General features: G+C 74.0%; 25 protein-coding genes. 6 read left to right on the top strand and 19 right to left on the bottom strand.

The window, feature by feature from the left end; all coding sequences use genetic code 11:
• Positions 1–274: 274 nt before the first annotated feature.
• The 6 genes from ACRAKJ_RS25095 to ACRAKJ_RS25070 all read right to left on the bottom strand — a co-directional run bounded on the left by ACRAKJ_RS25095 (position 275) and on the right by ACRAKJ_RS25070 (position 6,447).
• Positions 275–1,033 carry an SDR family oxidoreductase gene (locus ACRAKJ_RS25095; RefSeq protein WP_438919397.1) on the bottom strand — a complete coding sequence of 253 codons (759 nt, stop codon included), beginning with the start codon at positions 1,031–1,033 and terminating at the stop codon, positions 275–277.
• Positions 1,020–2,270 carry an MFS transporter gene (locus tag ACRAKJ_RS25090; RefSeq protein ID WP_438919396.1) on the bottom strand — a complete coding sequence of 417 codons (1,251 nt, stop codon included), beginning with the start codon at positions 2,268–2,270 and terminating at the stop codon, positions 1,020–1,022. Before ACRAKJ_RS25090 ends, ACRAKJ_RS25095 begins: the two co-directional genes overlap by 14 nt.
• Before the next feature lie 24 nt (positions 2,271–2,294).
• Positions 2,295–2,873, bottom strand: coding sequence for a DUF5825 family protein (locus ACRAKJ_RS25085; protein WP_438919395.1), 579 nt, complete (start codon positions 2,871–2,873; stop codon positions 2,295–2,297).
• A gap of 29 nt (positions 2,874–2,902) precedes the next feature.
• Complete coding sequence (locus ACRAKJ_RS25080) at positions 2,903–4,750, bottom strand: RiPP maturation radical SAM C-methyltransferase (protein ID WP_438919394.1); 1,848 nt, start codon at positions 4,748–4,750, stop codon at positions 2,903–2,905.
• Positions 4,751–4,931: 181 nt separating this feature from the next.
• A complete protein-coding gene (locus tag ACRAKJ_RS25075; protein WP_438919393.1) occupies positions 4,932–5,642 on the bottom strand; it encodes a hypothetical protein in 711 nt (236 codons plus the stop codon).
• A 238-nt stretch (positions 5,643–5,880) separates the two neighbouring features.
• On the bottom strand, positions 5,881–6,447 hold the full coding sequence (locus ACRAKJ_RS25070) for an ATP-binding protein (protein ID WP_438919392.1): 567 nt from the start codon (positions 6,445–6,447) through the stop codon (positions 5,881–5,883).
• A 166-nt stretch (positions 6,448–6,613) separates the two neighbouring features.
• On the opposite strand from ACRAKJ_RS25070, the gene ACRAKJ_RS25065 reads away from it, so the two are divergent.
• Entirely contained in the window at positions 6,614–6,847 is a 234-nt protein-coding gene (locus ACRAKJ_RS25065; RefSeq protein ID WP_438919391.1) for an MbtH family protein, read from the top strand.
• A gap of 602 nt (positions 6,848–7,449) precedes the next feature.
• Complete coding sequence (locus ACRAKJ_RS25060; protein WP_438919390.1) at positions 7,450–7,710, top strand: EF-hand domain-containing protein; 261 nt, start codon at positions 7,450–7,452, stop codon at positions 7,708–7,710.
• 112 nt (positions 7,711–7,822) lie between these two features.
• On the opposite strand, the gene ACRAKJ_RS25055 is transcribed toward ACRAKJ_RS25060, so the two are convergent.
• The 8 genes from ACRAKJ_RS25055 to ACRAKJ_RS25020 all read right to left on the bottom strand — a co-directional run bounded on the left by ACRAKJ_RS25055 (position 7,823) and on the right by ACRAKJ_RS25020 (position 14,811).
• Positions 7,823–8,656: an alpha/beta fold hydrolase gene (locus ACRAKJ_RS25055; protein WP_438919389.1), complete on the bottom strand. Its 834-nt coding sequence runs from the start codon at positions 8,654–8,656 to the stop codon at positions 7,823–7,825.
• An 8-nt stretch (positions 8,657–8,664) separates the two neighbouring features.
• Positions 8,665–9,537, bottom strand: coding sequence for an alpha/beta fold hydrolase (locus ACRAKJ_RS25050; protein ID WP_438919388.1), 873 nt, complete (start codon positions 9,535–9,537; stop codon positions 8,665–8,667).
• Between the two features lie 62 nt (positions 9,538–9,599).
• Entirely contained in the window at positions 9,600–12,326 is a 2,727-nt protein-coding gene (locus ACRAKJ_RS25045; protein ID WP_438919387.1) for an AAA family ATPase, read from the bottom strand.
• A 264-nt stretch (positions 12,327–12,590) separates the two neighbouring features.
• Positions 12,591–12,830, bottom strand: a complete 240-nt coding sequence (locus ACRAKJ_RS25040) for a hypothetical protein (RefSeq protein ID WP_438919386.1) — start codon at positions 12,828–12,830, stop codon at positions 12,591–12,593.
• Between the two features lie 109 nt (positions 12,831–12,939).
• Positions 12,940–13,131, bottom strand: a complete 192-nt coding sequence (locus tag ACRAKJ_RS25035) for a hypothetical protein (protein ID WP_438919385.1) — start codon at positions 13,129–13,131, stop codon at positions 12,940–12,942.
• A gap of 25 nt (positions 13,132–13,156) precedes the next feature.
• Positions 13,157–13,687 carry a YbhB/YbcL family Raf kinase inhibitor-like protein gene (locus ACRAKJ_RS25030; protein ID WP_438919438.1) on the bottom strand — a complete coding sequence of 177 codons (531 nt, stop codon included), beginning with the start codon at positions 13,685–13,687 and terminating at the stop codon, positions 13,157–13,159.
• Positions 13,688–13,932: 245 nt separating this feature from the next.
• Positions 13,933–14,157: a DUF2795 domain-containing protein gene (locus tag ACRAKJ_RS25025; protein ID WP_438919384.1), complete on the bottom strand. Its 225-nt coding sequence runs from the start codon at positions 14,155–14,157 to the stop codon at positions 13,933–13,935.
• A gap of 222 nt (positions 14,158–14,379) precedes the next feature.
• Positions 14,380–14,811: a DUF6292 family protein gene (locus ACRAKJ_RS25020; protein ID WP_438919383.1), complete on the bottom strand. Its 432-nt coding sequence runs from the start codon at positions 14,809–14,811 to the stop codon at positions 14,380–14,382.
• A gap of 213 nt (positions 14,812–15,024) precedes the next feature.
• Here ACRAKJ_RS25020 and ACRAKJ_RS25015 point away from each other — a divergent pair, with 213 nt between their 5' ends.
• Complete coding sequence (locus ACRAKJ_RS25015) at positions 15,025–15,798, top strand: ANTAR domain-containing protein (RefSeq protein WP_438919382.1); 774 nt, start codon at positions 15,025–15,027, stop codon at positions 15,796–15,798.
• A 350-nt stretch (positions 15,799–16,148) separates the two neighbouring features.
• On the opposite strand, the gene ACRAKJ_RS25010 is transcribed toward ACRAKJ_RS25015, so the two are convergent.
• The 3 genes from ACRAKJ_RS25010 to ACRAKJ_RS25000 all read right to left on the bottom strand — a co-directional run bounded on the left by ACRAKJ_RS25010 (position 16,149) and on the right by ACRAKJ_RS25000 (position 19,213).
• Positions 16,149–17,591: a M20/M25/M40 family metallo-hydrolase gene (locus ACRAKJ_RS25010; RefSeq protein ID WP_438919381.1), complete on the bottom strand. Its 1,443-nt coding sequence runs from the start codon at positions 17,589–17,591 to the stop codon at positions 16,149–16,151.
• Positions 17,584–18,612, bottom strand: coding sequence for an HflX-like GTP-binding protein (locus ACRAKJ_RS25005; RefSeq protein ID WP_438919380.1), 1,029 nt, complete (start codon positions 18,610–18,612; stop codon positions 17,584–17,586). The genes ACRAKJ_RS25010 and ACRAKJ_RS25005 overlap by 8 nt, the downstream gene beginning before the upstream one ends.
• 226 nt (positions 18,613–18,838) lie before the next feature.
• A complete protein-coding gene (locus ACRAKJ_RS25000; RefSeq protein ID WP_438919379.1) occupies positions 18,839–19,213 on the bottom strand; it encodes a hypothetical protein in 375 nt (124 codons plus the stop codon).
• Positions 19,214–19,448: 235 nt separating this feature from the next.
• Between ACRAKJ_RS25000 and ACRAKJ_RS24995 the strand changes: the two genes are divergently transcribed.
• Positions 19,449–19,775, top strand: a complete 327-nt coding sequence (locus ACRAKJ_RS24995; protein ID WP_438919378.1) for a hypothetical protein — start codon at positions 19,449–19,451, stop codon at positions 19,773–19,775.
• Between the two features lie 66 nt (positions 19,776–19,841).
• On the opposite strand, the gene ACRAKJ_RS24990 is transcribed toward ACRAKJ_RS24995, so the two are convergent.
• Positions 19,842–20,228: an HPF/RaiA family ribosome-associated protein gene (locus ACRAKJ_RS24990; protein WP_438919377.1), complete on the bottom strand. Its 387-nt coding sequence runs from the start codon at positions 20,226–20,228 to the stop codon at positions 19,842–19,844.
• Between the two features lie 71 nt (positions 20,229–20,299).
• Positions 20,300–21,202 carry a fatty acid desaturase gene (locus ACRAKJ_RS24985; protein WP_438919437.1) on the bottom strand — a complete coding sequence of 301 codons (903 nt, stop codon included), beginning with the start codon at positions 21,200–21,202 and terminating at the stop codon, positions 20,300–20,302.
• Between the two features lie 1,650 nt (positions 21,203–22,852).
• Here ACRAKJ_RS24985 and ACRAKJ_RS24980 point away from each other — a divergent pair.
• Both ACRAKJ_RS24980 and ACRAKJ_RS24975 read left to right on the top strand, forming a co-directional pair.
• A complete protein-coding gene (locus tag ACRAKJ_RS24980; RefSeq protein ID WP_438919376.1) occupies positions 22,853–23,722 on the top strand; it encodes a hypothetical protein in 870 nt (289 codons plus the stop codon).
• 508 nt (positions 23,723–24,230) lie between these two features.
• Entirely contained in the window at positions 24,231–25,262 is a 1,032-nt protein-coding gene (locus ACRAKJ_RS24975; RefSeq protein WP_438919375.1) for a glycosyltransferase, read from the top strand.
• The last annotated feature ends 184 nt before the right edge of the window (positions 25,263–25,446 follow it).

Raw genomic sequence — 25,446 nt, 5'->3', positions numbered from 1 at the left:
GCCGCCACCGGCGCGGGGCAGCGCTCCCCGTCCACTGCTCGGGCGAACGCGGGCTCGCCGGGGCCGAGTCCGGTGACCACCGACAGCGACCGCGCCCGGAGTGCCGCCTCGAACGGGTGGCCGCCGGACGACGCGACCCACCTCCTCCGGCAGCGCGGTGAAGTCCGTCGCCCACGACCGTCCCAAAAGGACCGGGGACGCGACGCCCGAACCGCCGCACCGATCCCGTCGACCCCGTGAACGGGCCGCGGCCGGTTCCCCCGGCGCGGCCCTCCTACAGCCGGGTCCAACCGCCGTCCGCGGTCAGCTGTTCGGCGGTGACGTACGAGGAGGCGGGGGAGGCCAGGAAGAGGACGGCGGACGCGATGTCGTCGGGATCGGCGAGCCGGCCCAGTGGCACGTCGCGGGCGATGACCTCCTTCATCGCCGCCAGCTCACCCGGCTCGATGCCGTACTTGTCGAACATCGGGGTGGACGTGGGACCCGGCGCGACGCTGTTGACCCGGATCCCCCGGTCCCGCAGCTCCGCCGCGAACGACCTGGCCAACGAGCCGACCGCGGCCTTGGTGGCCGCGTAGACGCTCTGCCCGAGCGCGCCGCGCTGGTCGAGGCAGGAACCCACCAGGACGACCGACGCGCCGTCGGCGAGCAGCGGGGCCAGTCGCTGCACGGTGAAGAACGTGCCGCGGAAGTTGACCGCGACCTCTTCGTCGAACGCCTCGGGGGTCACCTCGCCCAGCAACGCGGACCGGCTGATGCCCGCGTTGGCGACCAGCACGTCGAGGTGACCGACCCGGTCGCGGACCTCGACCGCCAACCGGTCCAGGTCCGCCAGGACCGCCTGGTCGGCGAGCACCGCGTGCACCTCACCGCCCAGCTCCTCGACGGCGCGGTCCAGCCGTCCGGCGTCCCTGCCGGTCACCACCACCTCGGCGCCCGACGCGAGGAACGCCCTGGCGGTCGCCCACCCGATCCCGGTCGTGCCGCCCGTCACCAGCACCCGCTTGCCGACCACGCCCTCAGCCACCACCACCGCGCCCCTCCTCGGACGACCGGACGACCTCGCCCCGCTCCGCGCCCCCGGTCCGGGCGATCCGCAGCGCGGCCGGGATGGCCGCCGCTGCGACGACCGCGCCGACCAGCACGGCGACCTGGGTGGTCGCCACAGCGGCGACCAGGGCCGCGACGGCGCCGCCCGCCGGCAGGATCACGTCCTGGCAGCTGCGGATCGCCGCGAACACCCGCGCCTGGAGGTCCGGGGGCGTGCACCGCTGGCGCACGGTCGCGGCGTTGACCGCGACCACCACGGCGCTCGCGGAGAACAGCACCTGGAACGCGGCGAGGAGCACCACGGGAATCCCCAACGCGGCGGCGGGGATGAAGAACAACGCCACCGAGGCGGTGCCGAACCCGAACACCAGGCTGTTGCGGGGCCCGAACCGGTCGGACAACCGGCTCACCACCGCCGAGCCGGCGAGGGCGCTGAGCCCGCCGACGGCGGTGATCGCGCCGAGCGTCGCGGGGTCGAGCATCAACGGCCCGGTGGCGTAGACCACCCACAGCGCACCGATCATCGCGCCGCCGAAGTTGAGCAGCAGCATCACCACGACCGCCGACCTCAGCAGCGGCTCCGCCAGCAGGTGCCGCACCCCCGCCGTCCACTCACCCAGACGGGTGGCCGCCCGCGTCGTGCTCACCGGTGCGGGCCGTTCCCGCAGCAGGAGCAGCAGCAGGCCGGACACGACGAAACTGGCCGCGTCGACGGCGATCGCCACGTTCGCCCCGGCGAGACCGACCACCGCGCCCGCGGCGGGCGGCCCCGCCACGTCGGCGACGGCCTGGACCCTGGCGAACCACCCGTTGGCCGCGGGCAGCTGGTCGGCCGGGATCGCGCGGGGCAGGTAGCCCTGCAACCCCACGTCGAACACGACCGCCCAGCAGCCGCAGGCGAACGTCAGCAGCAGGACCAGCACCCACCCCGCGTGCGACCCCGCGTTCGGCGCGAGCACCACCAGGGCGAGCAGGAGCGCGCCCCGGGCCAGGTCCGCCGTCGTGCACCAGGAGCGGAGCCGGTCGCTGCGGTCGAAGTACGGGCCCAGCAACGCCGCCGCGACACCGGGCAGCGCGTACGCGGTGAACAGCAGCGCCGCTTCGGCGGGCGTCGCGCCCGCCTCGGAGATCGCGAACATCGGCAGCGCGAGCAGGGTGAAGCGGTCACCGAACTGGCCGATCACCCGTGCGGTGACCAGGGTGGGAAGAGGGGGGATCATGCGGCTCGTCTCGGGCGGAGCGGATCAGATGGCGGAGAAGGGTACCGGCCACCGGCGGAGGCGGTAGGGCAGCACCAGGACGCCCCCGGCCCCCACCACGCACAGCTCCGCTTCGCGCAGGTCGGCGACGGCGGCGGCGTGTTCCCCGTCCGCGCTCGTCGTGTCCCCGTGCTCGGCGAGCGCGACGAACGTGGCCGCGTCCGGGTCCTCGATGACCATCCGGGCGCCCTCCACGTGCGGCCGGACGTCCTTGACGGTCACGAAGGACGGTCCGATGCGGAAGAAGCACTGGCCGAAGTCGTACGACTGCCGCCACTCCCGCACGACCGCGGCCGACCCCTCGTGCACCCACGACGAGGGCGGGAACAGGTGGTGCAGGTGCCCGGTGTCCTCGGGCGCCGCGCCCAGCGCCCAGTCGACCCGCAGGCCGTAACCGGTGGCGTCGCGGATCAGGTGCAGCGCGTGCGACGACTCCGGGCCGTCCAGCAGCACGTCGACCGGGTCGGTCAGCTCCAGGTCCCGGACGCCGGCGCGCGCCAGCTCCGGCAGGCGGGAGCGGACCTCGGCCAGCGCTGGTGCGGCCACGGGGAGCGAGTGGGCCATCCGAACCCCTTCCGGTGATCTCCGCGGTGTCAGTTCGTCATCACCTTGACCGGCGTGTGCCGGGTCGCGACCGCCACGTACTGACCGTTCTCCGTGAACAGCAGCCCGTGCCCGACCATCCGGTCGACCCAGGCCCGCAGCCGCGGCTCGTCGACGTCGTGCCCCGCGTCGACCAGGTGCCGCGCGAGCGCCGGCAACGACCGGCCGTGCTCCAGCTGCCCGTAGGCCGCCACGAAGGCGGGTTCGGCGACGCGGTGGTCCGCGACCGGCCAACCGGCGCGCCGGTCGGCGAGCACGAGCCCTTCCCCGTCCTCCACGACCGAGAGGGTGCTGTGCGGGTAGGCCTTGATCCAGGCGCCGATCGCCTCGCGCAGGTCCACGACCTCCTGCTCGGTCAACCCCTGCTCGGGCGTGTCGAAGAGGTACACCATGTCGTGCACGGCCTCGTCGGGGAGGTCGTAGAGGTAGCGGTACTGGTGGGCGGGCCGCCGCTCCGGGAAGCCGAGCGCGGGGTTCTCGAAGTAGGGGCTGAACCGCTCGAGCAGGATCCGCGCCGCGTTCGCCGGCGGTTGCAGGTGGTGCAGGGAGCGCAGCTGCGACACCACCGGCGCGTAGTCCGACGCCCGCTCGCCGGGGAAGCCGTAGAGCCAGTTCCACGACACGGTCAGGCTCGCCGACTCGCAGTCGCGCAGCGTGCGGACGTTGCGGACGCCCGAGACGCCCTTGTCCATGATGCGCAGCACCGGCGAGGCGAGGGACTCGATACCGGGCTGGATGTGCGCGATCCCCGCGTCCTTGCAGCGGGCGATCTGCTCGGTGGTCAGGTTGGACTTGACCTCGTAGTGGATCCTCAGGTCCCAGTCGAGTTCCGCCACCGCGGGCAGCACGGTGTTGAAGTAGCTGTTGTCGATGATGTTGTCGACGGTGATGATGTCCAGCACCTTGTGCCGCGAGACCAGCTCGGTGATCTCGCCGATCGCCCGCTCCGCCGTCTTCGCCCGGAACTTCATCAGCGACCCGTTGAGCCCGCAGAACGTGCAGTGGTGCTTCTCGCCCCACCAGCAGCCGCGCGAGGTCTCCACCACCAGCTGCGGCTCGACGTAGGCCGACACCGGTGACCCCTCCAGGACCTCGAACCAGTCGTCGAAGTCCGGCACCGGCAGGTCGTCCGGCAGCACCGGGCGGCCCGTCGCCGCGTTCACCCGCCGCTCGCCGCCCTCGCGCCAGCACAGCCCCGCCACCGAGGCCAGGTCGCCGTCGCCGTCGAGCGCCCGCAGCAGCTGCGGGAACACGTGCTCGCCCTCGCCCCGGACGACGAAGTCGACGAAGTCGAAGTTCCGGTGCAGCGCGACACCCATGTCGCCGTCGCAGTTGCCGCCGCCGAACACGACGACCAGACCGGGGTCCAGCTCCTTGAGCCGCTTGGCCAGCGCCAGGCTGGGCACGTTCTGCATGAAGGTGGTGGTGAAACCGACGACCCTCGGCCGCGTCGCCAGGACGTCGTCGGCCGTCCGGTGGATGAACGCCTCCGCGTGCTCCCGCATCCGGCTCACCAGGGGGAAGTCGATCTGCCGCCCCGCCGCGTACTCCGCGAAGTCACGCACCCCGAAATCCGGGTCGCCGTGCAGCACACCGGTGAACACCCAGTCGCCGATGCCGTCGAAAAGCCCGTTCTCGGCGATGTCGGTGTATTCTTTCACACCGATCTCCTCGTCGGTCTCCGTCATCAGGTGCTCACACCACTTCACCCCGCCGTGGTACGAAGCCGGCACCGGAAGACCTTCTCTCCGGCACACCGAGCGCAACAGCCCCAAGGGGAGCGACGGGGATTCGAGGGCTTGCCAGGGCATGGAGACGAGCAGCACGTCGTCCGTCATCGCATTCCGTTCCGCTCGGCCCGATTGGTGTTCGGTGCAAGTGGGAGCACCGGTGTGAAGGGTGCTCCCACCCTTCACGCCGGATCAGCGGGTTTCGCTGTTCGGCAGACTGGTGCGCACCACGTAGCGGCACACGCCCCTGGTCCTGTCCTTGATCGGCACGCGCTTGATCTTCATCTCCTCACCCCCCTCCGACGACGAGGTTCATCGCGGACATCCTGTTGCGGTGGCGCGTGCGGAACCAGCGGGCGAGCACGGCGGGGTTCTGACCGGTGAGACCGGCGATCATGTCGGCGAGGTCCTCCACGTCGGCGTACCGACGGCAGACCTCCAGCCACTCCCGGCTGTGCTCGCGGTACTCCTCGCGGACGCGCTCGTCGCGGAGCGCGCGGGCGAGGTAGCTGACGCCGACGGCCACGTGTCGCGTTTCGTCGCGGCGCACGTAGTGGTAGATCTCGCTGAGCCCGTCGTCCCGGAAGTACCGCTTCAGCAGCAGGAACTCGTCGGCCGCGAAGCCCTCCAGGACCGTGTGGGCCAGGGCCTTGCCCAGGTAGGGGAGGCTGGTCAGCTGGTCGTCGAGCGGCGAGATCTCGTCCACGCAGTTCTCCGCCGACCCGCCGACGTGCTCGGCGTACCGCAGGAAGGCGTCCGCGTGCCGGGCCTCGTCCGCGGCGGCGGCGGCCATGTCGAACCGGTAGGCGACGTCGTCGGTCTCGGCGGCCAGGGCGGCCGCCGTGACCAGTCCCGCCTGTTCGGCGTAGTAACTGCGCGAGGCGAGTCGCCACCCCAATTCGGCGCGCCGGTCGTCGCGTTCGCCCGGCTTCCGGGAAAGGATTTCGCCGACATTCCAGGGGAGTTGTTCGAGGGCCGAGCGGAACAGTTTGTACGCCACCGCATCCGTGTACAGCTCATCAGGGCGCAACAGCGACATACGACCCCCAGACACCCCGATAATTGAATTGCGCAGAGTGGCTCACCCGTTTCCGACAGTAGCGACCACCCATCGACGTCGTCAAGGCGATCGGTCTGCGGAATTGCACTCGACAAGCCGGACCTCGACCCATCCCGTGTGGAATAGCGCGCGGACCCCTTGGTCCGGGTCGACCGAAGGGGGACGCACCGCCGGTGGGTCAGCGGGGGATCGGGATGCGGCCCCACACGACTTTCAGGTCGCCTTCGTGGCGCACGCCCCAGTCGTTGCAGATGGTCTCGACCATCTTCATGCCGTTGCCCCTGGTGGCGTTGACGCTGGAGGAGCCGACGACGGGGTCGCGGTCGGGGGTGGCGTCGCGGGCCTCGACGACCAGTTCGGGGCCGCGGTCCGGGTGGACCTCGCGGCGCAGGAGCAGGTACCTCGGGTCGTCGGCGTGGTCGCAGGCGTTGGACGCCAGTTCCGTGGCCACCAACTGCACGTCGAGGATGAAGTCCTCGTCGTGCGCGTGCAGCGCCTCGCCGATGTGGTGGCGCACGGCGGCGAGGTCGTCGCAGACCACCGAGGTGTCGATCGGCACCTGGTCGGTGGTCCGGCCGGCTTTGGCGTGGCCGTCCGCGCCGCGCTCCTCCTGCGGAACCGTCGCCTCCCGATCGCGACCCGCCGGCGGGACGGCCGGGGCGGGGGTGGCGGAACCGGGTCTGCGGCCCTCGCGGGGCCCGTCGGGACCGGACGCGGGGGTGGGGTCGGAACGGGGATCGATCATCGCCCCTGATTGCCCGGTTCGCGCTCACCTCACACCTGGTTGCACCGTTCAGCCCAACGCTGTCGTGGATGAGTCGGGTACCAATGGGGGTTCGGCACGGTCGATCACCACTTCTACCGCCCGGTTTGTTAAGTTAGGCTCACCTAAAACGAGGAGGAGTTCCCCGATGGCGACCAACCCCTTCGACGACGAGAACGGCACGTTCCACGTGCTCACCAACGACGAGGGCCAGCACTCCCTGTGGCCGGCCTTCGCCGAGGTGCCGCAGGGGTGGGCGGTCGTCTTCGGCCCGGACGCCCGGCAGGCGTGCCTGGACCACGTCGAGGCCAACTGGACCGACATGCGCCCGCTCAGCCTGGTCGCGCGGACGGGCGGCACGGCCGCCGGCGCGGCGGGCTGACGCGACCACGTCCGGTACCGCCGCGGCCGCGACGCGCTGCGCCCGCCGCGGCCGGCCGTCCTGTCGAGACGACCGGGCGCGCCCCGGCTCGCACGGATCGCGGTGACCGGCCCCGAACCGGCCGTCTCCGTCCACAGTGGAACCTGAAACGGGTGCGGGTGCCGACGGGTGTGCGCCGTGCCGCAGGCCGCTCCGCCACCGTGACCGACACCGCGACCCCGGCGCGCTCTGGTGAATACACGGGTCCAACGACCCTGATGGGGGTGTCCGGTCGGTCGGACGCATTCGGGTCCCGTATTCGCGGTGCGCGGTTCACCGGGCGGAACGACGTCCCGGTCGCAGGCCGATGACCGTCCACCGGTGGTCCGCACGCCCTCGCGACCCCGCTTCCCCTCGGGTCGGCGGAGGAGCCGGTGACCTCGGACATCGCCCGCATCGTCGCCGAGCACCGGGAACCGTGGTCCACGCCGGATGACCCGGGTGCATCGCCCTCCTGCGTTTTCCTCGTCCCCGGTATTCGGCAGGCCCTGGACCGGGTTCTCGCACCGAATTCCTCCGGGCCGAGAACCCGCGAACGCCATCCACCGAGACGAGGCCGACCCGTGTCGCACGACATCACCGAGCGGAAGTTCACCATCCTGTTCGACTGGTTCGACCACACCGACGACGGCCGGCTCACGCACCCCGACTTCGAGCACCTCGTCCTGGGCATCGTCAACGCGCTCGTGCGCGCGCTGGACAGCGACGGCAGCGGCAGCATCAGCCACGCCGAGTTCCGCACGGCCATCGAGGAGTTCTACCTCGGCACCGACCCGGAAGCGCCCGGCAACCGGCTGCCGGGCAGTCCCCTGACGACCGGGTAGCGCTGGAGTCGCACGCGGTGCTCGGGCTGCCCGGGGACCTGACCGCCGTCGGGCGCTTCCACGTCACGTGGCGCACCCCGGCCCCGCCGATCGCGGGGCCGGGGGAGAGGGGTCAGCCCGCGGCGCGGACGACGAGGTCGACGACCGCGTCCGGACGCGAGACCGCCACGGCGTGCGAGGCACCCCTGACGGTCACGGTGGCGCGCGAGCCGGCCCGGTCGGCCATGAACTCCTGCGCCCGCAGGGGGATGTTCTTGTCGGCGCCGGCCAGCAGGAACCACGAGGGGGTGTCCGCCCAGGAGGGGGCGCCGGACGCCTCGTTCAGGGCGGCGTCCCGGATGGGGCGCTGGGTGCTCGCCATGAGGGCGGCCTCCCGCGCCGGGACGTCGGCCGCGAACTGCTGCCGGAAGAGCGAGGGCGCGATGTGCAGGTCCTGCGAGCCGTCGGGCAGCGGGACCGGTGCCAGCGTCCCGCCCAGCGTGCTGCCGGGGTACTTCCCGGCGAGCTGCGCCGCGGCCTCGCCCTCGGCGGGGGCGAAGGCGGCGACGTACACCAGCGCCTTCACCTTCGGGGCACGCGCCTTCACGTTGGTGATGACGGCACCGCCGTAGGAGTGGCCGACGAGCACCACGGGCCCGTCGACGCCGGCGAGGCGCGCGTCGAGGGCATCGGCGTCGGCGCGGACCCCGCGCAGGGGGTTGGCCGCGGCGACGGCGGTGAAGCCGCGTCGCTGCAACCGCTCGATGACGGGGTTCCAACTGGAGCCGTCCGCGAAGGCGCCGTGGACGAGGACGATCGTGGGCTTCCGCCCGGCTGCCGGGTGGGGGGCCGCGGGGTGGGAGGCCCCCGCGTCCGACGTGCCGAGCAGGGCGAACCCGGCGACGGCGGCGAGCACGGCCAGCAGGGCGGTGGTGCGTGCGGTGACGCGGTGCGTGAGCGTGTGCATGTCCGTCCTCAGTCCGCGAGGAACGCGATCAGGGCGGCGTTGACCTCGGCCGCGTGGGTGAGCAGCAGGCCGTGCGGGGCGCCGTCGACCTCGACGTAGCGCGCGTCGGGCAGGCGGCGGCGGAACTCGCGGGCGGTGGCGTCGATCGGCAGGATGCGGTCGGCGGTGCCGTGCAGGATCAGCGACGGCACGTCGATGCGCTCCACGTCGGCCCGGAAGTCCGTCAGCCACGCCGGGACGCACGCGTACGCCGCCACGGGCGCCGAGGCGATGGCGGTGGTCCAGTTCGCCCGGAGCGCGGCCTCGCTGAGGCGGGACCCGAGCGTCTCGTCGGTGTTGAAGAAGTCGACGAAGAAGTTCTCGTACCAGGCGTAGCGGTCGGCCTCGGCCTGCTCGGCGATGCCGTCGAACACCGACTGCGGCACGCCCGCCGGGTTGTCCTCCGCCTGGAGCAGGAACGGCTGGAGCGCGCCGAGGAACGCCGCCTTCGCCACCCGCTGCGAGCCGTGGGTGCCGAGGTAGCGGGCGACCTCGCCCGAACCCATCGAGAAGCCGACGAGGACGACGTCGCTCAGGTCGAGCTGGGTGAGCACCTCGTTCAGGTCACCGGCGAAGGTGTCGTAGTCGTAGCCCGTCATGGTCCTGCTCGACCGGCCGAAGCCCCGGCGGTCGTAGGTGACGACCCGGTAGCCGGCCTTGACCAGCGCGTCGGTCTGCTTCTCCCACGACTGCCCGTCCAGCGGGTAGCCGTGGATCAGGACGACCGGCTGGCCGGAGCCGTGGTCCTCGTAGTACAGCTCGACGCCGGTCGAGCCCTCGGTGCCGACGGTGATGGTTCCCATGGTGCCTTCCCGCCCGTCCGCCGCGTGCGGATCGGGCACGGCACGAACCTAGGGACCGGGCGGGACCGGTCGCGTCCGTCGGACGACGTCTTCGGCGTACGTCACGGTGTCGGCAGCACCGCGGCCAGCTCGCCGCGGGACGTCACGCCCAGTTTGGGGAACATCCGCTGGAGGTGGGTGCTCACCGTCCTGGGCGAGACGTACAGCCGCTCGCCGATCTCCCGGTTCGTCAGCCCCTGCGCGGCGAGCTGGGCGACGTGCAGCTCGGTCGACGTGAGCCGGTCGACGGCGGCCGGGTCCTGGCGGGGGGAGGAGGTGCCCGCGGCGCGCAGCTCCTGGCGCGCCCGGTCCGCCCAGGCCGACGCGCCGAGCGCGTCGAAGACCTCGCGCGCGGCCTGGAGGACGACGCGGGACTCGGCGGGCCGCCGGTGCCGGCGCAGCCACGCGCCCAGGGCGAGCTGCACCCGTGCCCGCTCGAACGGCCAGTCGACGGGCACGGCGCCGAGGGCCGCCCGGTAGAGCGGCTCGGCGGCGTCCGGCGGGCTGAGCAGGGCGCGGGCGAGGCGCAGCCCGCAGAGCAGGGCGGGGGACGGGGTGCGCTCTTCGAGCGGGGCCAGTTCCGCCAGGACGTCCCGCGCCGCGTCCGCCGACTCGCTGCGCACGCCCGCCTCGACCAGTTCGGCGACCCCGTAGAAGCGCAGCCAGGGGTGGAAGGCGGGGTCGGCCGGGTCGAAGACGCGGTGCAGGTGCCCGAAGGCGTCGCCGTAGCGCCCCTGGCAGAGGGCCGCCTGCCCGCGTGCCATCTGGACGATGGCCAGCGCGGGGCGCGCGCCGCCGGGGAGGGCGGTGCGCTCCGCCTCCGCCGCCCACGCCTCCGCCCCCGGGTCGCCGCAGACGGCGGCGAGCTGCGCGCGGATGGCGTGCACCATCGCGTGCACGAGGGGTTGACCGGTCTCGCGGGCCAGCTCGGCGGCTTCCTCGGCGGCGAGGTGACCGGCGCGCACGTCACCGAGGCGCGCGGCGCTCCCCGCCTGGACGCAGAGGGCGCGGGCCAGCATCGACAGGCGGCCCTGCGCCCGCAGGGCGTCCAGCGACCGCGCCGTCAGCCGGCCCGCCAGGGCGGGAGCGCCCACCGTCACCGCGGCACCGCCCAGGAGCTGGTCCCCTTCGGCGTCCTCGGAGGACCGTTCCAGCTGACCGGCCAGGCATTCGAGGACGGCCCGCCCGCGCTCGACCGGCGCGCAGTACGCCCGCAGGGCCACCAGGTCGGCGTTGTCCGCGTCCACGGGCATCCGGTCGACGGCCTCGGCGACCCGTCGGCGCGCGGCCGGACCCGGTTCCCCCCAGAAGCAGTGCAGGACCGCGCCCCACAGCATGCGCAGCCCCAGCACGGGCTCGCCACCGGCGGCGATCCCGGTGGCCAGCTCGGCCAGCTCGGCGGTCGCGGTGCCCTCGCCCCGCGCCGACCCCTCGACCAGGGCGATGCCGACCCAGGCCGCCCGGCCCTGGTCCCGGACCGAGAGGTCCAGCGACCGCGCCCGGGCCAGCAGGCGCGCCGCGACGTCGCACTGGCCCGACTCCAGCGCGAGCTCGGCCGCGCGCAGCAGCCGGTCCGCGCGGGCGGACGGGTCCGCGGTCAGCTCCGCCGCCCGCCGCAGCGCGGCCAGGGCCGCGGCGACACCGCCCCGCCGCAGGGCCCGGCCGGCGGTGGAGTCCAGGTCCCGCGCCGCGTCCTCGTCGGGCCCGGCGGTGGCGGCGGCGCGGTGCCACGCCTGCCGGTCGGGCTGCCCCCGGAGCCCGGAGGCGAGGGCGGCGTGCGCGGCCTGCCGTTCCGCGGCGGTCGCGGCGTGGTGCATCGCCGAGCGGACGAGCGGGTGCCGGAAGACCAGCCCCCAGGGCTCCACCAGGCCCGCGTCGACCGCCGGTTGGAGGGCGGCGACGTCGACCGCCGTCCCGAGCACCAGGGAAGCGGCGGCGAGGCACTCGTCCATCGTGCCGTCACCGTTGAGGGCCGCGAGGAGGAGGACCGCCCGGGTGGCGGGCGGAAGGCGGGAGACCCGTGCCGTGAAGGTCCGCTCCAGCCGCTCGGTCAGCGGCAGCGGGCCCGGGGTGAGCGCGTACGCCCCGCCGATCGACCGCAGCGCCACCGGCAGCTCGGTCAACGCCAGCGGGTTCCCGGCCGCCTCCGCCAGCAGCCGCCGCCGGACCTGCTGCCCCAGGCCGGGGGCCACCGCGTCCAGCAGCTCGCCCGACACCTCGTCCGTCAACGGGTCCAGGTGCAGCACGGGCAGCCCGGCGCCCCCGAGCCGGTCGTCCAGGCCGCGGGTGACGGCGACCAGGGCGAGGGGGTCGGACTCGATCCGCCGCGCGACGAACCCGAGCACGTCGAGGCTGGCCCGGTCCATCCAGTGGGCGTCCTCGACGACCACCAGCAGCGGCGCCCTCACCGCCGCGTCCGACAGCAGCGTCAGCGCGGCCAGGCCGACGAGGTAGAGGTCGGGCACGGCCTCGTCCACGAGCCCGACGGCCGCGCGCAGCGCGGCGCGTTGCGGTCCGGGCAGCGCGTCGATCCCGTCCCGCAGCTGGTGGACCAGCTGGTGCAGGCCGGCGCAGGGAACGTCCTCCTCGGACTGCACCCCCACGGCCGTGACCACCCGGGTCCCGCGGTCCGCGGCCCGCGCCGCCGCCTCGGCGACCAGCGCCGACTTGCCGATCCCGGGGGCGCCGAGGACGACCACCGCGCCGCCCGCCCCGGAGGCGGCCTGTTCGACCAGGTCGGCCAGCGCGCGGCGCTCCGCGTCGCGCCCCAGCAGCGCCCGTCGTCGCATGCCCCGCTCCGTCCCCTCGTGCGATTCCGCCGCACAATGGCACGCGCGCCGCTCCGGGCGAAAGTGAGGCTGCCCGAACGTACGGGGATATTCGGGCAGCGGCTGGGACATCGCGCGGACCCATCGGCCGCGGAGGTGGTGAGCTTCACAGCCGGGCCACGTCGTGCCGCCGCTCCACGAAGGACGCCGCTCCACGAGCCCGCCGTCGGGTGACCCGTGACCCGCTCGACGCCGCCGGTACCCGCGGGCCACCGGTCCGAGCGGTCAGGCGGGCTTCGGGTCGCCCCGCCTCCCGCGACCGGGGACCACTTCGATGATGTTCGCGATGTCCAGCACGAGGGTGGTGCGATCGGGCCGGAGCACCGGCACCCAGGCACGTTCGGTGAAGGGATCGACGAGCACCGGTCCCACGACGACGCCGCGCCCGAAAGCGGACGGGGCGAACACGTCGGGATCGAGGTAGGTGACGACCGCGCCGCGGTCGAGGAGGTGTGCGTGGGCCATGACGTCGCCCTTCGACGCTGGGGGAGCGCCGACTGCTTGACGTCCCGGTCGAGTACCCGCGCACCACCGCGCCAACCGCGCGTCCGACGACGGGGTGACCGGCGAGCGGTCAGTCCAGGGCGTTGGCCGAATCGGCGAGGAGGGCCCGCCGGTCGTCGAGGTCGGCGATGATCCGGTCCAGGGCGTCCACGGCCCGCACCGACTCGCCGCCCTCGACCAGTTCGACCACCTCCCGGGCCTGCTCGCCGATCCACCGCGGCCACTCCCGCCAGGACGTGCCGGTCGGGTTCGCCTCGGTCATCACCACTCCTCTCGGGACGTGCCGGTCAGCGGCCGAACAGGCCGACCAGGGTTCCGGCGGCCAGCACCCGGCCCTCGACCGCGGCGCGCAGGTCGTCCGCCGTGACGCCCTCGCCGAGCCCGAGCGGCCGGTCCACGGCGAACAGGCGGAAGAAGCAGCGGTGCGGTTCGTCGCCCACCGGCGGCCGCGGACCGCCCCAGCCGGGCTCGCCGTAGCCGTTGCGGCCGACCACCGCGCCGGCGGGGACCGACCCCTCCTCGACGGACGTCGCGTCGGCCGGGATGCCGGTCACCACCCAGTGCGTGAACGTCCCACCGGGAGCGTCCGGGTCCTCGCACAGCAGCGCCAACTCCTCCGTGCCCGCCGGCACGTCCGACCACACCAGCGGCGGCGAGGTGTCACCGCCGTCGCGGGAGTACCGGTCGGGGATCAGGGTGTGGTCGCTGAACGCGGGGCTGCGCAGGCCCAGGCCGCCGTCGGCCTCCGGACCGCCGCCACCGCCCGCCGGCCCCGCGGCCCGCTCACCCGCCGGGCGCGGCGGGTGGTCGCGCTGCAACCGCTCGTTCGCCGCCGCGTCGGCGTGCTGGTCGGGCACCCCGTGGTCGTCGAGGTCGGCGCGCAGCCGAGTGCGCCGGACGTCGTAGGCGTGGCTGCCGGGATCGGGCATGTCGCACTCCACCTCCACTCGTTCGACCACGTCCCGAGGACGGCGGGAACGCGGCGTGACCCGACTATGAGGTCCTGTCGCCCACCGCGCCACTCGACTCCGTGCCGCCCGGGACCTCCGTGGTCCGGACGGGGTCAACGGCCGCTGGGGTCGGCGCGGGTGGTGTCGTCGTCGAAGCGGACCGAGGCGACGACCTCGGCCGGGTTGGCGTAGTCGACCGGCGGGATCGCGCGCAGCGCCCGCGCCGTGACCTCGTCGCCCCGCTCCTGCGCGGCGTTCACGAGTTCGTCCTTGCCCGCGGGGAAGTCGACCTGTTCCAGGCACTCCTCCAGCCGTTCACGAGTGGTGTACGCGGACATCGTGACCTCCGTGCGTTCCTCGTCCCGGTCGGGTCCGTCCCGCGCCGGGGTGTGGGTGGTCGCGGCCGGGTGGCGCGTCGCGCACCCGGCCGGGCGACGGGTTCGCCGAACGCGTACCCGGCACAGGGGCGCCCAACCCGGTCACCACCCGGTCAGGTCGGCGTCGTCCGTCGCCGGTCCCGGTCCTTCCCCGGTCCCCGGTGTTCGGTGTCGACCACCGGCTCACGCGACCCGGGGCAGCGGGCCCGGCGTCGCGGTGGCGTACGGCGCCAGTCGACCGGCCAGGTCCGACGGCGCCTCGCCGGTCGGCCCGTACCCGGTGCGGGCACCCCGTTCGCCCCGGAACAGCGCGTCGACCCAACGGGCCACCGCCCGCGGCCCGGGGAGGAGGTCCGAGCCGAACCACGACTGGACGATCAGGTCCTCGCCGCTGTGCGTCTCCACCGCCGCCGCCCAGCCGCTGCGCTCGTCCCACAGCAGCGCCGCCTCGCGGTCCGGGAAGGCCGGCAGCCTCCGGTCGAGTTCCAGGAACACGGTCGCGATCCCCTCGACCTGCACGTACGACCGCTCGGGGGCGAGCCCCAACTCCCGGGTGACCGACCGCGCGTAGCCGTGGAGCGCCCTGACCACAAAGCCGTTGAACCGCGATTCCATCCTGCGTCGCCGCCTTCGCTCAACCACCGGGTGAACGCGCCGGCTGCTCGACGCACTGGTTCAGTACCCCGCACGGAGCGGCGAAACCCCCGGTTCGCCGGTGCCGCGGAAAACCGCCGGAGGTTCGTGCCGGCAGGTGTGACGGGGATGGGCGAGGGAAAGAGTGGGTGGGCGAAGCGGGCCGGCGGTGACCGGTGCGGAGGAGGCTGGGCGATGGACGGGCAGTGGGATGAGGCCGGTGGTCACGTCGCGAGCGGGTTGGCCCGTCGGCTCGACGAGGTCACGGGCGCGTTGGCCGAGCTGTCCGCGGTCCTGGACCAGGAGGAGCGGTTGTCGACCGTCCTGGACCAGGTCTGCCGGCAGGTGGCCCGGGCGGTCCCGGGGACTGACGTGGTGAGCGTGACCCTGCTGGGCCGGGACGGTCCGACGACCGCGGCGGCGACCGGGCGGCGGGCGTTGGACGTGGACTCCGCGCAGTACCGCACCGGCGAGGGGCCCTGCCTGGAGGCCGGTCGGGCGGGCCGGGTCGTGCAGGCGACGGTGAGCGCGACGTCGCACCGGTGGCCGGTGTTCTCGGAGGTGGCCGCGAGGTCGGGCGTCGCCTGCTACCTGTCGGCCCCGCTGCGCGTCGACGAGGAGTGGACGGGTTCGCTCAACCTCTACGGCGGGCGGGAGCGCGGGTTCGAAGAGCTCGACGCGGCCGTGCTGGAGCTGTACACGACCGCCGCGGAGGCGGCGCTGCGCAATGCCCGCCGCTACCAGGGGGCCCGCCGGCAGGCGGCTGAGCTGGGCCAGGCGTTGGTCAGCCGTGCGGTCATCGACCAGGCCAAGGGGATCGTCATGGCGGTGCACCGGATCAGCGCGGACGAGGCGTTCGCGATGCCGGCCGACCGTTCCCAGCGCGAGAACGTCAAGCTCCGCGACCTGGCCCAGCGCTTCGTCGACGACATCATCGGCAGCGGCGGTCGAGTCGCCCCGGACAGGTGAGGCAGAGCACTTCGGAAGGGGAACACCGGGACGTGCCGTGCCGTTGTACGGGGTGGTCGGTGCGGTCCGTGTCCCCGGGCCTCACCCAGAGCCTTCGCGGAACACCGTTCGGCTGGAGCCGCGTCGAGCCACTCGCCGAGAGGCGACCGCCGTGCCGACCCCTCAACCCGCCCCGACCGCTCACCTCCCCCCAGAGCGGCCAGGGGCTGCCGCCTCCGGTCGCCGCCTCCCCCAGCGCGACCGGAGGCCGTTCTTCTTCCGGCGATCTCCCGCGGGCCACCGGAACACCGCTCCCGGGCGCACGCGACCCCACTCGGACCGCGGACGGCGCACGGGGGGTGCCGGACCGGTCAGCGGCGCTCGTGCAGCGCCGCGAGCCGCGACCACAGGCGGGCCAGCGTGGCGGCTCCGGCGAGCAGCACGTCGACCGATACCCGTTCGTCGCTGTCGTGCCACCGGTCCTCGGGCAGCCCGGTGCCGAAGAACACCACCGGCGCGTCCAGGGTGCGGGCGAGCAGTTCGGCGGGCCCGCCGCCCGCGTTGCCCATCCGGCCCGGCGGTGAGCCGAACCCCTCGTGCACGGCGGCCGCGAGCGCGTCGAGCGCGGGGTGGTCCTCCGGGGTGCGGTACGGCTCCTGGCCGGCCTCCTCCGAGACCGTCAGCTCGTAGTCGACGCGGTCGCCGATGTTGTCCGCCACCCAGCGCCGCAGTTGGTCGGCCACGTCGGCGACCGTCTGGTCCGGCACGGTGCGGATGCTCAGGTCGGCGGCGGCGACCGAGGGGATCGCGCCCGTCGGTGGTCCGACCGGGTCGCCCGCGACCACGGTGAGCACCTCGACGGCCGGTCGGGTCCACAGCCGTTCCAGCACCGTGTACCCCGCTTCACCGCCGATGCTGCGGGTGTCCGACCTGGTGAGCCAGTCGTCGTCGCTGAACGGCAGCGCGGCCAGGTCGGCCTTGGTGCGCTCGGAGGCCTCGGCCACGGCGTCGTAGAACCCGGGCAGGGTGACGCGGCCCTTCTCGTCGTGCAGCCGCGCCAGCAGCCCGGACAGCTTCTCGGCGGGGTTGGGCGCCGGTCCGGACACCGCGCCGCTGTGCACGTCGCGCAGCGGACCGCGCACCTCCAGGTGCGCGCCGAGCATGCCCCGCACGCTGGTGCAGATCGCCGGGTGGTCGGCCCGCCACAGCACGGTGTCGGAGAAGACCACCAGATCGCAGTCGAGCCGATCGCGGTGCTCCTCGATCACCTGGGCGAAGTGCGGTGACCCGGCCTCCTCCTCGCCCTCGACCAGGAACTTGAGGTTCACCGCCGGGGCGGTGCGCCCGGTGGCGGCCAGGTGCGCCCGGACGCCCCACAGGTGGGCCAGCACCTGCCCCTTGGCGTCGGAGGTGCCCCGACCGTAGAGGCGGCCGTCGCGCAGGGTCGGTTCGAACGGCGGCGTCTCCTCCCACTGCCAGTCCTTGGCGGCGCGCACGTCGTGGTGGCTGTAGACCAGGACCGTCGGCGCGTCGGGCGCCTCGCACCACTCCGCGTACACCGCGGGCCGGCCCGTCGCCCCCCACTCCTCGACCACGGGGAAACCCGTGTCCCGCAACGCCCCGGCGAGCCACTTCGCCGACCGGGTCAGGTCGACGTCGTGCTCCGGCTCCCCCGCGACCGAGCGCACCCGCACCCAGCCGGTCAGCTCCTCGACGACCCGGTCCCGGTGCTCTGCCAGGTAGCCGTGCACCCGCTCGGTCGTCCCGCCGCCCTCGTCCTCGCCCGGTCGGGGCGACGTCCCCTCGTCAACCACCGGTTCCCCCCTGTCGCGCGGTCGTCCCACGGGCTTCGCGGGTGCCCGGGCACCTGGCCGGATCGGTGCGCAGCTCGGCCACGCCCTCGCCGGTCAACGCGGAGACGGTCCGCGCGCCGGGGTGCGCGCCGGGGTGCGCACGGCACAGCGCGGTCACCCAGTCCGGCGGTGCGACGTCGACCTTGTTGAGCACCAGCGGTTCCGGCACGTCGTCGGCGCCGATCTCGTGCAGCGCCGGATCGGCCCGCCCGACCTCCTCCAGCGTCGACGAGAAGGCGTCGACGAGCCGGTGCAGCAGGTGGCGGACGAAACCCACGGTGTCGGCGACGGTCGACGCCACGCCCTCGACCTCGATCCGGCGCACGGTGGGGTCCGGGGTCGCGAACAGGACGTCCTCGGAGGTGGCCCGGGCCCCGGAGAGCCGGTTGAGCAGCGCGGACTTGCCCGCGTTGGTGCAACCGGTGATCGCCACCGACGGGACGCGGTCGTGGGCGCGGCGGGCACGGGCGCGGTCCCGCCTGCCGGCCGGCTCGGCCACCCGGCCGCCGCGGATGCGCGGGAGCGCCTCGCCCTGACCGCGCAGGCGCGGCAGGTGGTAGGCGATCCGGGCCGGCTCCACCTGGAGGCGGCCCTCGCTGCCGCGGGCGTGCCGGGCGAAGATGTCCAGGACCAACGCCGTGCGGTCCACCACCCGGAGCCCGACGCGCGCCTCCAGCGCCCGGGCCTGGCGCGGGGACAGCTCCCCGTCCGCGATGACCAGGTCGGCGTGCGCCCGACGCGCGGTGGCGGCCAGCTCCTCGGCCTTGCCGGAACCCACGCAGGTGGCCGGGTCCGGTCGGCCGCGCGACTGCACGACCTCCTCCACCACCTCCAGGCCGTCGGTGTCCGCCAAGCGCCGCAGTTCGGCGAGCGACAGTTCCGGTGCGCCCGCGGTCTCCTCCTTGCGCACCGCGACCGGCACCGCCTTCCTCGGGGTGTCCGGCTCGCCGGTGTCCTCGCCCGACAGCCGTGCTCCTGCCATCGCGTCCTCCTCACGCCGTCGCGGGACCACCGGCTACCCGAACCTCCCGCGTCCACGCACCGTGCGGCGGGTTACCGGTGCCGCCGGACCGAGCGTCCCCCGATCGGGGAATCCAACGGCGGTGGTGGTCGCGCCGGACCGGGGCCCGCTTCCCGGGCGCGCGGACGAACCGCCGGTCGGTGCCACGCGGCTTCCGCGGGAACCACCCGGCAGCGGGGCCGCCCGGTCAGGAGTCGCTGGGCGTGCCCTGGCGCCCGTGCGGGACGAGCTGCTCCTCCGACGAGGTCGGTGTGCGGTGCAGCAGGCCGTCCTCGTGCTCGGCGTACTGCCCGGTGTGCGACAGCGGGGGTGAGTACGCGTGGACGGTCACCGTCGGTCCGGCGCCCGGTTCCCGGCGCACCCGGTGGATGAAGGTGTTGTCGAAGTGGAAGCCGTGGCCCTCGGGCGCGACGTCGCCGGTCGGCCGTTCGCCCAGTCGCAGCTGCTCGTGCCGGATGACGCCGCGCACCACGTGCACCGCACCGCTGGAGTGGTGGTGGCACCCGGTGTCGTGCCCGTCCGCCATCCACGAGATCGCCCACACGCCCGGTGGCCGCACCACCTCACGACCTGGTGCGCGACACGCCGCCTGCTCGACGTGGCGACCGGGTACCCGGCTCGCGATCGGGGACCAGCGGTCGTCCCGGGAGGACGTTCGGCTGCGCCCGCCGGGAAGTCGACCACGTCGTGCGGGTGCGTCGAGGGGGTCGTTCGACCCACACCGCGGTGCCGCTGCGGTCGGTAGGGTCGCGCGGCCTCGCCGCACGGCGGGGCGATGCACGAGGGAGGGGTGTCCGATGACCACCACCAGCAGCAGGATCGCCGCGGGGATCGCCGCCGCCGGTCTGGCGGTCGCCGGCGCGGTGCTCGCCGCGGCGCCGGCGACGGCGGCGTCCACGGGGTACATCAGCATCTACAACAACTGCGGCGGTCCCGTCGTCACCACCGTCCACCGCCTCAGCGGCGCCATGATCGCCGGCACCTCGGCGGCGCCCGCCGGCAGCCGCTACTCCTACCCGGTCGCCGCGGGCACCTACCAGGTGCGCGTGCCGGCGGGGCCGCGCAACGTGACCGTGCTCAACGTGGCGGGGAAGGTGCACACCGTCTCGGTCAAGGCCTGCTGAGCGGGTGAGGGAAGTGGCGTGTCGCCCAACCCGATCGCCGCGGGCGACACGCCACCCCCCTTCCCGTTACGGCAAGGGCTCGGGGAACGTGGGTACCGACCTCAGTGCGCGGTTGCTGCGCGGTTCGGTGCGCGTCTTGGCCTCGTCCACCTGCCGGACCAGTTCGTCGCGGACTTCGCCCAACGCCGCGGTCAGGTCGCGTTTCGAGGACGTGGCGACGAGGTGCAGCCGAGGGGTCCGGTTGATCCAGCACTCCAGGGTGACCCGTTGCTCGACGCCCTCGCGGTCCTTGACGCTGATCTCCAGCTCGATCCGGTCGTCGCGGAACGAGCGCAACCGCGAACCGAGCGAGGCCAGGTGCTCGCACACCCAGTCGCGTTCGGAGGCGGAGAACCCGGTGGCGAGGTGGAGGCGTCGGTCGACGACCCCACCGTTCTCGGGGATGTCGGGCATGTGTTCCTCAGTCCTCCGTGGGAGTGCGGTCGGTGTCGGCTCGGGGAACGGGTCCGGGCGAACCCCCGGCGTCAGGGGGCGGTGGACTTGAGGGTGCGGGCCAGCCGCTCCGGCCTGGGCCAGCGGATTCCGGTGGCCCAGCCCAGCTTCCCGAAGACCCAGATCAGCCGCGCCGAGACGTCGACCTGACCGCGTCGCACGCCGTGGCGGGCGCAGGTCGGGTCGGCGTGGTGGGAGTTGTGCCAGGACTCGCCCATCGACAGGATCGCCAGCGGCCAGAAGTTGGCGGACCTGTCGCGTGCGGTGAAGGGCCGGTCGCCGATCATGTGGCAGATCGAGTTGACCGACCAGGTGACGTGGTGCAGCACGGCGACGCGCACCAGGCCGGCCCAGAAGAACGCGGTCAACGCGCCCCACCAGCTCCACGTGAGCAGCCCCCCGGCGAGCGCGGGCGCGAGCAGCGTCACTGCGGTCAGCCCGGCGAACCAGCGGTTGACGCGCTGGATGTCGGGGTCGGCGAGCAGGTCGGGGGCGAAGCGGGCGGCGTTGGTCAGCTCCCGCTGGAACATCCAGCCCATGTGGGCGTGCCAGAAACCCTTGGCCAGCCCACGGGCCGAGGTCCCGAAGAGCCACGGGGAGTGCGGGTCGCCCTCCCGGTCGGCGTAGGCGTGGTGCCGGCGGTGGTCGGCGACCCAGCCGACGACCGGGCCCTGCATGGCCATGCTGCCGGTCACCGCGAGCGCGATCCTCAGGGCGCGGTTGGCCCTGAAGGCGCCGTGGGTGAAGTAGCGGTGGAAGCCGACGGTCACCCCCAGGCAGGTGAGGGTGTAGAAGAAGACGGCGAGGCCGACGTCGACCCAGCCGAGCCCCCAGCCCCACGCCAGCGGGACCGCCGCGGCCAGCGCCAGCGCCGGCACCACGGCGAACAACTTGACCAGGAACATCTCGCCCGGCGACTTCTCACCCGCCACCATGGGCTGCGGCGCGGTGACTGCTCGGGCGACGCCTGATTCGGCTCTCACGCTCGTACCTCCGGGAACGGCCTGCGTTCTCCGTCGCCGGGGGCCGGGGCGATCGGTGTGGGCTCCGCGTGGTCGGGGAGCCGTATCGGCACGGGTACCCGCGGGTGGTCGCGCCAAACCGGTGTGGCGACACGGTGTGCCCGCTGATCTCCCGGCGGTCCGCCGGCCGCGCACGGGGCAGGGGAGGCACCCGGTGGCGCCGCGGTCGATCACGGTGAGCCGCGTGGCCGCGCTCACCGGTTCGGGAAGCCCGCGGCCGACCAGCCGGTGGCCGTGCCGGCGGGCCGGAACCGGTCGACCCGCTCCGCCGGCGCGGGCGTCCCGGTGCGCGGGGTACCGGCGTGCCGCGTCCCGCAGCGGGCGCAACCTGGTGGTGGTGCGGGTCGACGCCAACGCCTGGCACAGGTCGACCGCCTCCCCGCCCAGTCGCGTCCCGCTGTCGAGTTGGCCGTCGAGCAGGTGGCAGACGGCGAGCGAGACCAGGCTGAACGCCCGGCTGCGCGCCCGGTCCGCCCCGAAGCCGTCCACCGCCGCGGTGAGCAGCCGGACCGCCTCGCCGGTCTCGCCGGGATTTCCGGCCTGCGCCAGTTCGGTGTGGACCACGCCGCCGATCGCCGAGAGTTCGACGTCGGTGAAGAAGAGCGCCCAGTCCGGTGCCGGGCCGTCGTCCCGCGCTCGTGCGTGGTGATCCGCCGCTTCGGCCATCAGCGCGACCGCCTGGTGCGCGGAGCCCGTCCTGGCGTGGGCCCAGGCGTGGTTCGCGGCGACGACCGCCAGGGCGAGCGCCGAACCGCTCGCCCGAGCCGCCCGTTCGGCGTTCCGGAACTCGGCCATGGCCGATCGCGGGGCGTCGTGGTGCAGGTGGACCCGTCCCAGCCGGTAGTGGACGTTCGACACCAGGGCCTCGTCGCCGTTCGCCGCGGCCACCGCCAACGCCGTCCGGAAGTGCCGGAGCGCCTCGCCGGTCCGGCCGGTGTCGAAGCACGCCCAGCCGGCCAGGTTGTGCAGGTCCGCCACCGCGGTGCGGAGCGCGGTGTCGACCCGGTCACTGGTGGGGAGGCTCAGCAGCGCGAGGGCCACCGGCAGCCGTGCCACGGCTTCGTCCGCGCACCGGCCGGAAGCGGTCGTGCACGAGGTGGTCGGGCACAGCTCGGACGTCGTGGCCGGGTTCGAGCATGACGGACCTCCGGGGAGCCGGGTGGGGTGGTGGTCCGCCGAGGTCCGGGGCGAACCCGCCTGTCGAGCCATGCTCCCACGGAACGGCGGGGTCGGAGCGGGCCCCGGTTCATCCGCGCGGCAGCCCCCGCGTTGCCCGCGACCGGGGCCCGGGTGCCGGGGTCCGGGTCCACCGCGACGCGCGGAGCGCCCCGCGCCGGAACCTCAGCGCGTACGGCCATCCGGGCGTCCGCGGTATCGGCCGATCCGCCGAAGGTGTAGGTTGGGAACCGTTACCCCGGACCCCGGTGGCGCGACACCTCCCGCAGTTACCGGAGGCGGATCGCGGACCAGGGTCTTTTTCACGGGCGAACAGCTGCACGGATGAACACCACCGGTGCGCCACGTGGGGTCATCCGCCATCGTGCTCCAGGAAATGACACAGTCATGAGTCGTAGCCGCACGATCTTCCAGGCCCTGTTCGGCACCGCGGTCGTGGCAGGGGGCCTCATCGCCTTCCCCTCCGCGGCGCAAGCCATCACCATCCCGGTGGCGTGCGGTGAGAACGCCTTGGTGGCGGCGGTGAACCTGGCCAACTCCACGCCCACCTCGGACACCCTCGTCCTGGCCGGCGGCTGCACCTACCGCATGACCACCGCCCACGGCGGCGCGTCGAACGCCCTGCCGGTGATCACCACCCCGATCGAGATGATCGGCCCGGCCACCGTCACCAACGCCTCGCTGCTGGGCCTGGGCCTGTTCCGGATCGCCGAGGTCGGGCCGACCGGCAGCCTCACCCTCACCACCGGGGTCGCGTTCACCCGGGGCAACGTCCTGGGCAGCGGCGGCGGCATCCTCAACCGCGGCGCGGTCACCCTCACCGGCAGCACCCTGACCGGCAACACCGCCTCGGGCAACGGCGGCGGTCTCGCCAACGCCGACACCCCGTCCGGCACCGCGCCCGCCGCCACGTTCACCAACAGCCCGGTGTCCGGCAACCTCACCCTGCTCGGCGACGGCGGCGGCATCTACAACGGCCTGCGCGGCACGCTGACCGTCACCGGCGTCTCCGGCAGCCCGCTGTTCGTCACCGGCAACAGCGCCGGCCGCGGCGGCGGCATCTCCGCGGTCGACTCGACCGCCACGACCCTGACCCAGACCGCCGTGACGAACAACCACGCGCTGCTGACCCTGGGCAACTCCGGTGGCGTCCACCGCCGCGGCGGCACCATGACGACCACCAGCGCCCCCATCACCGCCAACACCGCCGACAACTGCGTGGGCAGCGTTCCGGCGGTCCCGAACTGCACCGGCTGACCGCCCCGGCGGCACCGAGAGCACCTCGGCGCCGTCCCCTTCCCCCGCTCGGCTTCCGACAGCAGGACCCGATCGGCACGACCCCCGTCAGGCACCCGCCGGCGGGGGTCGTGGGTTGTGCGGGACGAGCGCGGCGGCGTCCCGCTCGTTCGGGAACCCCCAGTGCCCTGGGAACGCGGGCCGGGAGTGCTTGCAGGCGGTGGGGGGCCCGGTTAGATTCGGCGTCGTCGCGCTGATCCGCGGCACCAGGGGGATGTCCGGTCGGAAGTCCGCGTCCGCTCACCGGGAACACCGGGTCCCGGCGGCGAACCGGCTCGGCCGCCCGCACGTGGCACGAGTGGTGGCGCGCTCCCCCCGCGCCCGTCGTGCCGCGCTCGTCCGCCACGTCCGTCCGCCGCACCCGGCCACGCCGTCACGCCGTCGCACCGCGACGCCCCGTGCGGTGCTGCCCGCCCGCCGCGGTCGCCGTGGATTCGTGGTCGCCGTGGGAGTCGTGGAGGGAAGGCCGATGGGGCAGGTGTCCGGGGTACCGGCGGTGAGCGTGGTCGTGCCGACGTTCAACAAGGCGCGGTACCTGGAGTTGACGTTGGCGTCCTACACCGGCCAGTCGGTGCGGGACTACGAACTGGTCGTCGTCGACGACGGCAGCACCGACGACACCGCGCACGTGGTGCGGCGGTACGCGGAGCGCCTGCCGATCACCTACGTGCAGCAGGACAACAAGGGCCGTTCGGCGGCCCGGAACACCGGCGTCCGGGCGGCGGCGGGTGACGTCGTGGTGTTCTGCGACGACGACAGGATCGTCTCCCCGGACTTCGTGGCGCGGCACGCCGAGGCGTTCGAGGGCGGCGGGACGCCGCTCGTGCTGGGCCGGCAGGGCGGCGTGCTGACGCGCTGGCACCCGGCGCTGCCCGCGGACGAGAGGCTGATGGCGTTGTGCGCGGGGGTGCCGCGGGACCTGCTCGGCGGCGAGGTCGCCCTCGTCGACGCCGACGCCGTGGAGCACGACCTGGACCGGGTGCTCGCCACCTACGGCCTGCCTGAGCCCTGGTGGGAGTACCACGTCGTGCCGGTGCTGGAGGTCTTCCCCGACCCGGCGGACTTCGCGTTGTCGTGGCTGCTCGGCACGACCGGGAACATGTCCGCGCTGCGGGAGCAGGTGGTCGAGGTCGGCCTCTTCGACGAGGGCTTCACCGGCTGGGGGCTGGAGGACGCGGACCTGAGCCACCGGCTGGTCCGAGCGGGCGCGCGGGTGGTCGTCCGGGAGGCGGTCAACCACCACCAGGTGCACCCGGGCACCGGCAAGCCGGCCGAGTGGCTGGTCAACTTCCGCTACTTCAGCCGGAAGGCCGACTCCGTCGAACCGGCGCTCTACCGGCTGGTGGTGCACGGGCTGATCGACCTGCCCACCGCGGACGCGGTGGCGCGGGAGTGCGCGGCGCTGAGCCGGGCCGGGCGGACCGTGCTGGTCGACGAACTGCGCCGCCGCTACGACGAGCTGTTCGACCGGACCGAGGCCGAAGCCGGACTTTCCCAGTAGCGGGCCAGGTCACCGACAGCGGCATTTGCCGTAATCACCGTCTCGGTGCGGCACGCGTCGGCCACATTGAAGCCGAACCGCGGCCGGCGTGCCAGGAGCAGTATCGGGAACCCGATGCGTGATTCCGAGAACGCGCGCCGGCCGTAGCCGCGCCACGTGAACCCGAGGTACGTTCAGGTCGGCT

The organism is Saccharothrix sp. DSM 118769, assembly GCF_052936295.1.
This window is presented reverse-complemented; position numbering and strand designations above follow the sequence as displayed.

What these genes read in the sequence shown, in the direction of transcription:
- ACRAKJ_RS25090 (WP_438919396.1), bottom strand. Translation starts at nt 2,270, where the DNA reads ATGATCCCCCCTCTTCCCACCCTGGTCACCGCACGGGTGATCGGCCAG.
- ACRAKJ_RS25085 (WP_438919395.1), bottom strand. Translation starts at nt 2,873, where the DNA reads ATGGCCCACTCGCTCCCCGTGGCCGCACCAGCGCTGGCCGAGGTCCGC.
- ACRAKJ_RS25080 (WP_438919394.1), bottom strand. Translation starts at nt 4,750, where the DNA reads ATGACGGACGACGTGCTGCTCGTCTCCATGCCCTGGCAAGCCCTCGAA.
- ACRAKJ_RS25070 (WP_438919392.1), bottom strand. Translation starts at nt 6,447, where the DNA reads ATGATCGATCCCCGTTCCGACCCCACCCCCGCGTCCGGTCCCGACGGG.
- ACRAKJ_RS25065 (WP_438919391.1), top strand. Translation starts at nt 6,614, where the DNA reads ATGGCGACCAACCCCTTCGACGACGAGAACGGCACGTTCCACGTGCTC.
- ACRAKJ_RS25055 (WP_438919389.1), bottom strand. Translation starts at nt 8,656, where the DNA reads ATGCACACGCTCACGCACCGCGTCACCGCACGCACCACCGCCCTGCTG.
- ACRAKJ_RS25045 (WP_438919387.1), bottom strand. Translation starts at nt 12,326, where the DNA reads ATGCGACGACGGGCGCTGCTGGGGCGCGACGCGGAGCGCCGCGCGCTG.
- ACRAKJ_RS25040 (WP_438919386.1), bottom strand. Translation starts at nt 12,830, where the DNA reads ATGGCCCACGCACACCTCCTCGACCGCGGCGCGGTCGTCACCTACCTC.
- ACRAKJ_RS25035 (WP_438919385.1), bottom strand. Translation starts at nt 13,131, where the DNA reads ATGACCGAGGCGAACCCGACCGGCACGTCCTGGCGGGAGTGGCCGCGG.
- ACRAKJ_RS25025 (WP_438919384.1), bottom strand. Translation starts at nt 14,157, where the DNA reads ATGTCCGCGTACACCACTCGTGAACGGCTGGAGGAGTGCCTGGAACAG.
- ACRAKJ_RS25020 (WP_438919383.1), bottom strand. Translation starts at nt 14,811, where the DNA reads ATGGAATCGCGGTTCAACGGCTTTGTGGTCAGGGCGCTCCACGGCTAC.
- ACRAKJ_RS25015 (WP_438919382.1), top strand. Translation starts at nt 15,025, where the DNA reads ATGGACGGGCAGTGGGATGAGGCCGGTGGTCACGTCGCGAGCGGGTTG.
- ACRAKJ_RS25005 (WP_438919380.1), bottom strand. Translation starts at nt 18,612, where the DNA reads ATGGCAGGAGCACGGCTGTCGGGCGAGGACACCGGCGAGCCGGACACC.
- ACRAKJ_RS24995 (WP_438919378.1), top strand. Translation starts at nt 19,449, where the DNA reads ATGACCACCACCAGCAGCAGGATCGCCGCGGGGATCGCCGCCGCCGGT.
- ACRAKJ_RS24990 (WP_438919377.1), bottom strand. Translation starts at nt 20,228, where the DNA reads ATGCCCGACATCCCCGAGAACGGTGGGGTCGTCGACCGACGCCTCCAC.
- ACRAKJ_RS24985 (WP_438919437.1), bottom strand. Translation starts at nt 21,202, where the DNA reads ATGGTGGCGGGTGAGAAGTCGCCGGGCGAGATGTTCCTGGTCAAGTTG.
- ACRAKJ_RS24980 (WP_438919376.1), top strand. Translation starts at nt 22,853, where the DNA reads ATGAGTCGTAGCCGCACGATCTTCCAGGCCCTGTTCGGCACCGCGGTC.
- ACRAKJ_RS24975 (WP_438919375.1), top strand. Translation starts at nt 24,231, where the DNA reads ATGGGGCAGGTGTCCGGGGTACCGGCGGTGAGCGTGGTCGTGCCGACG.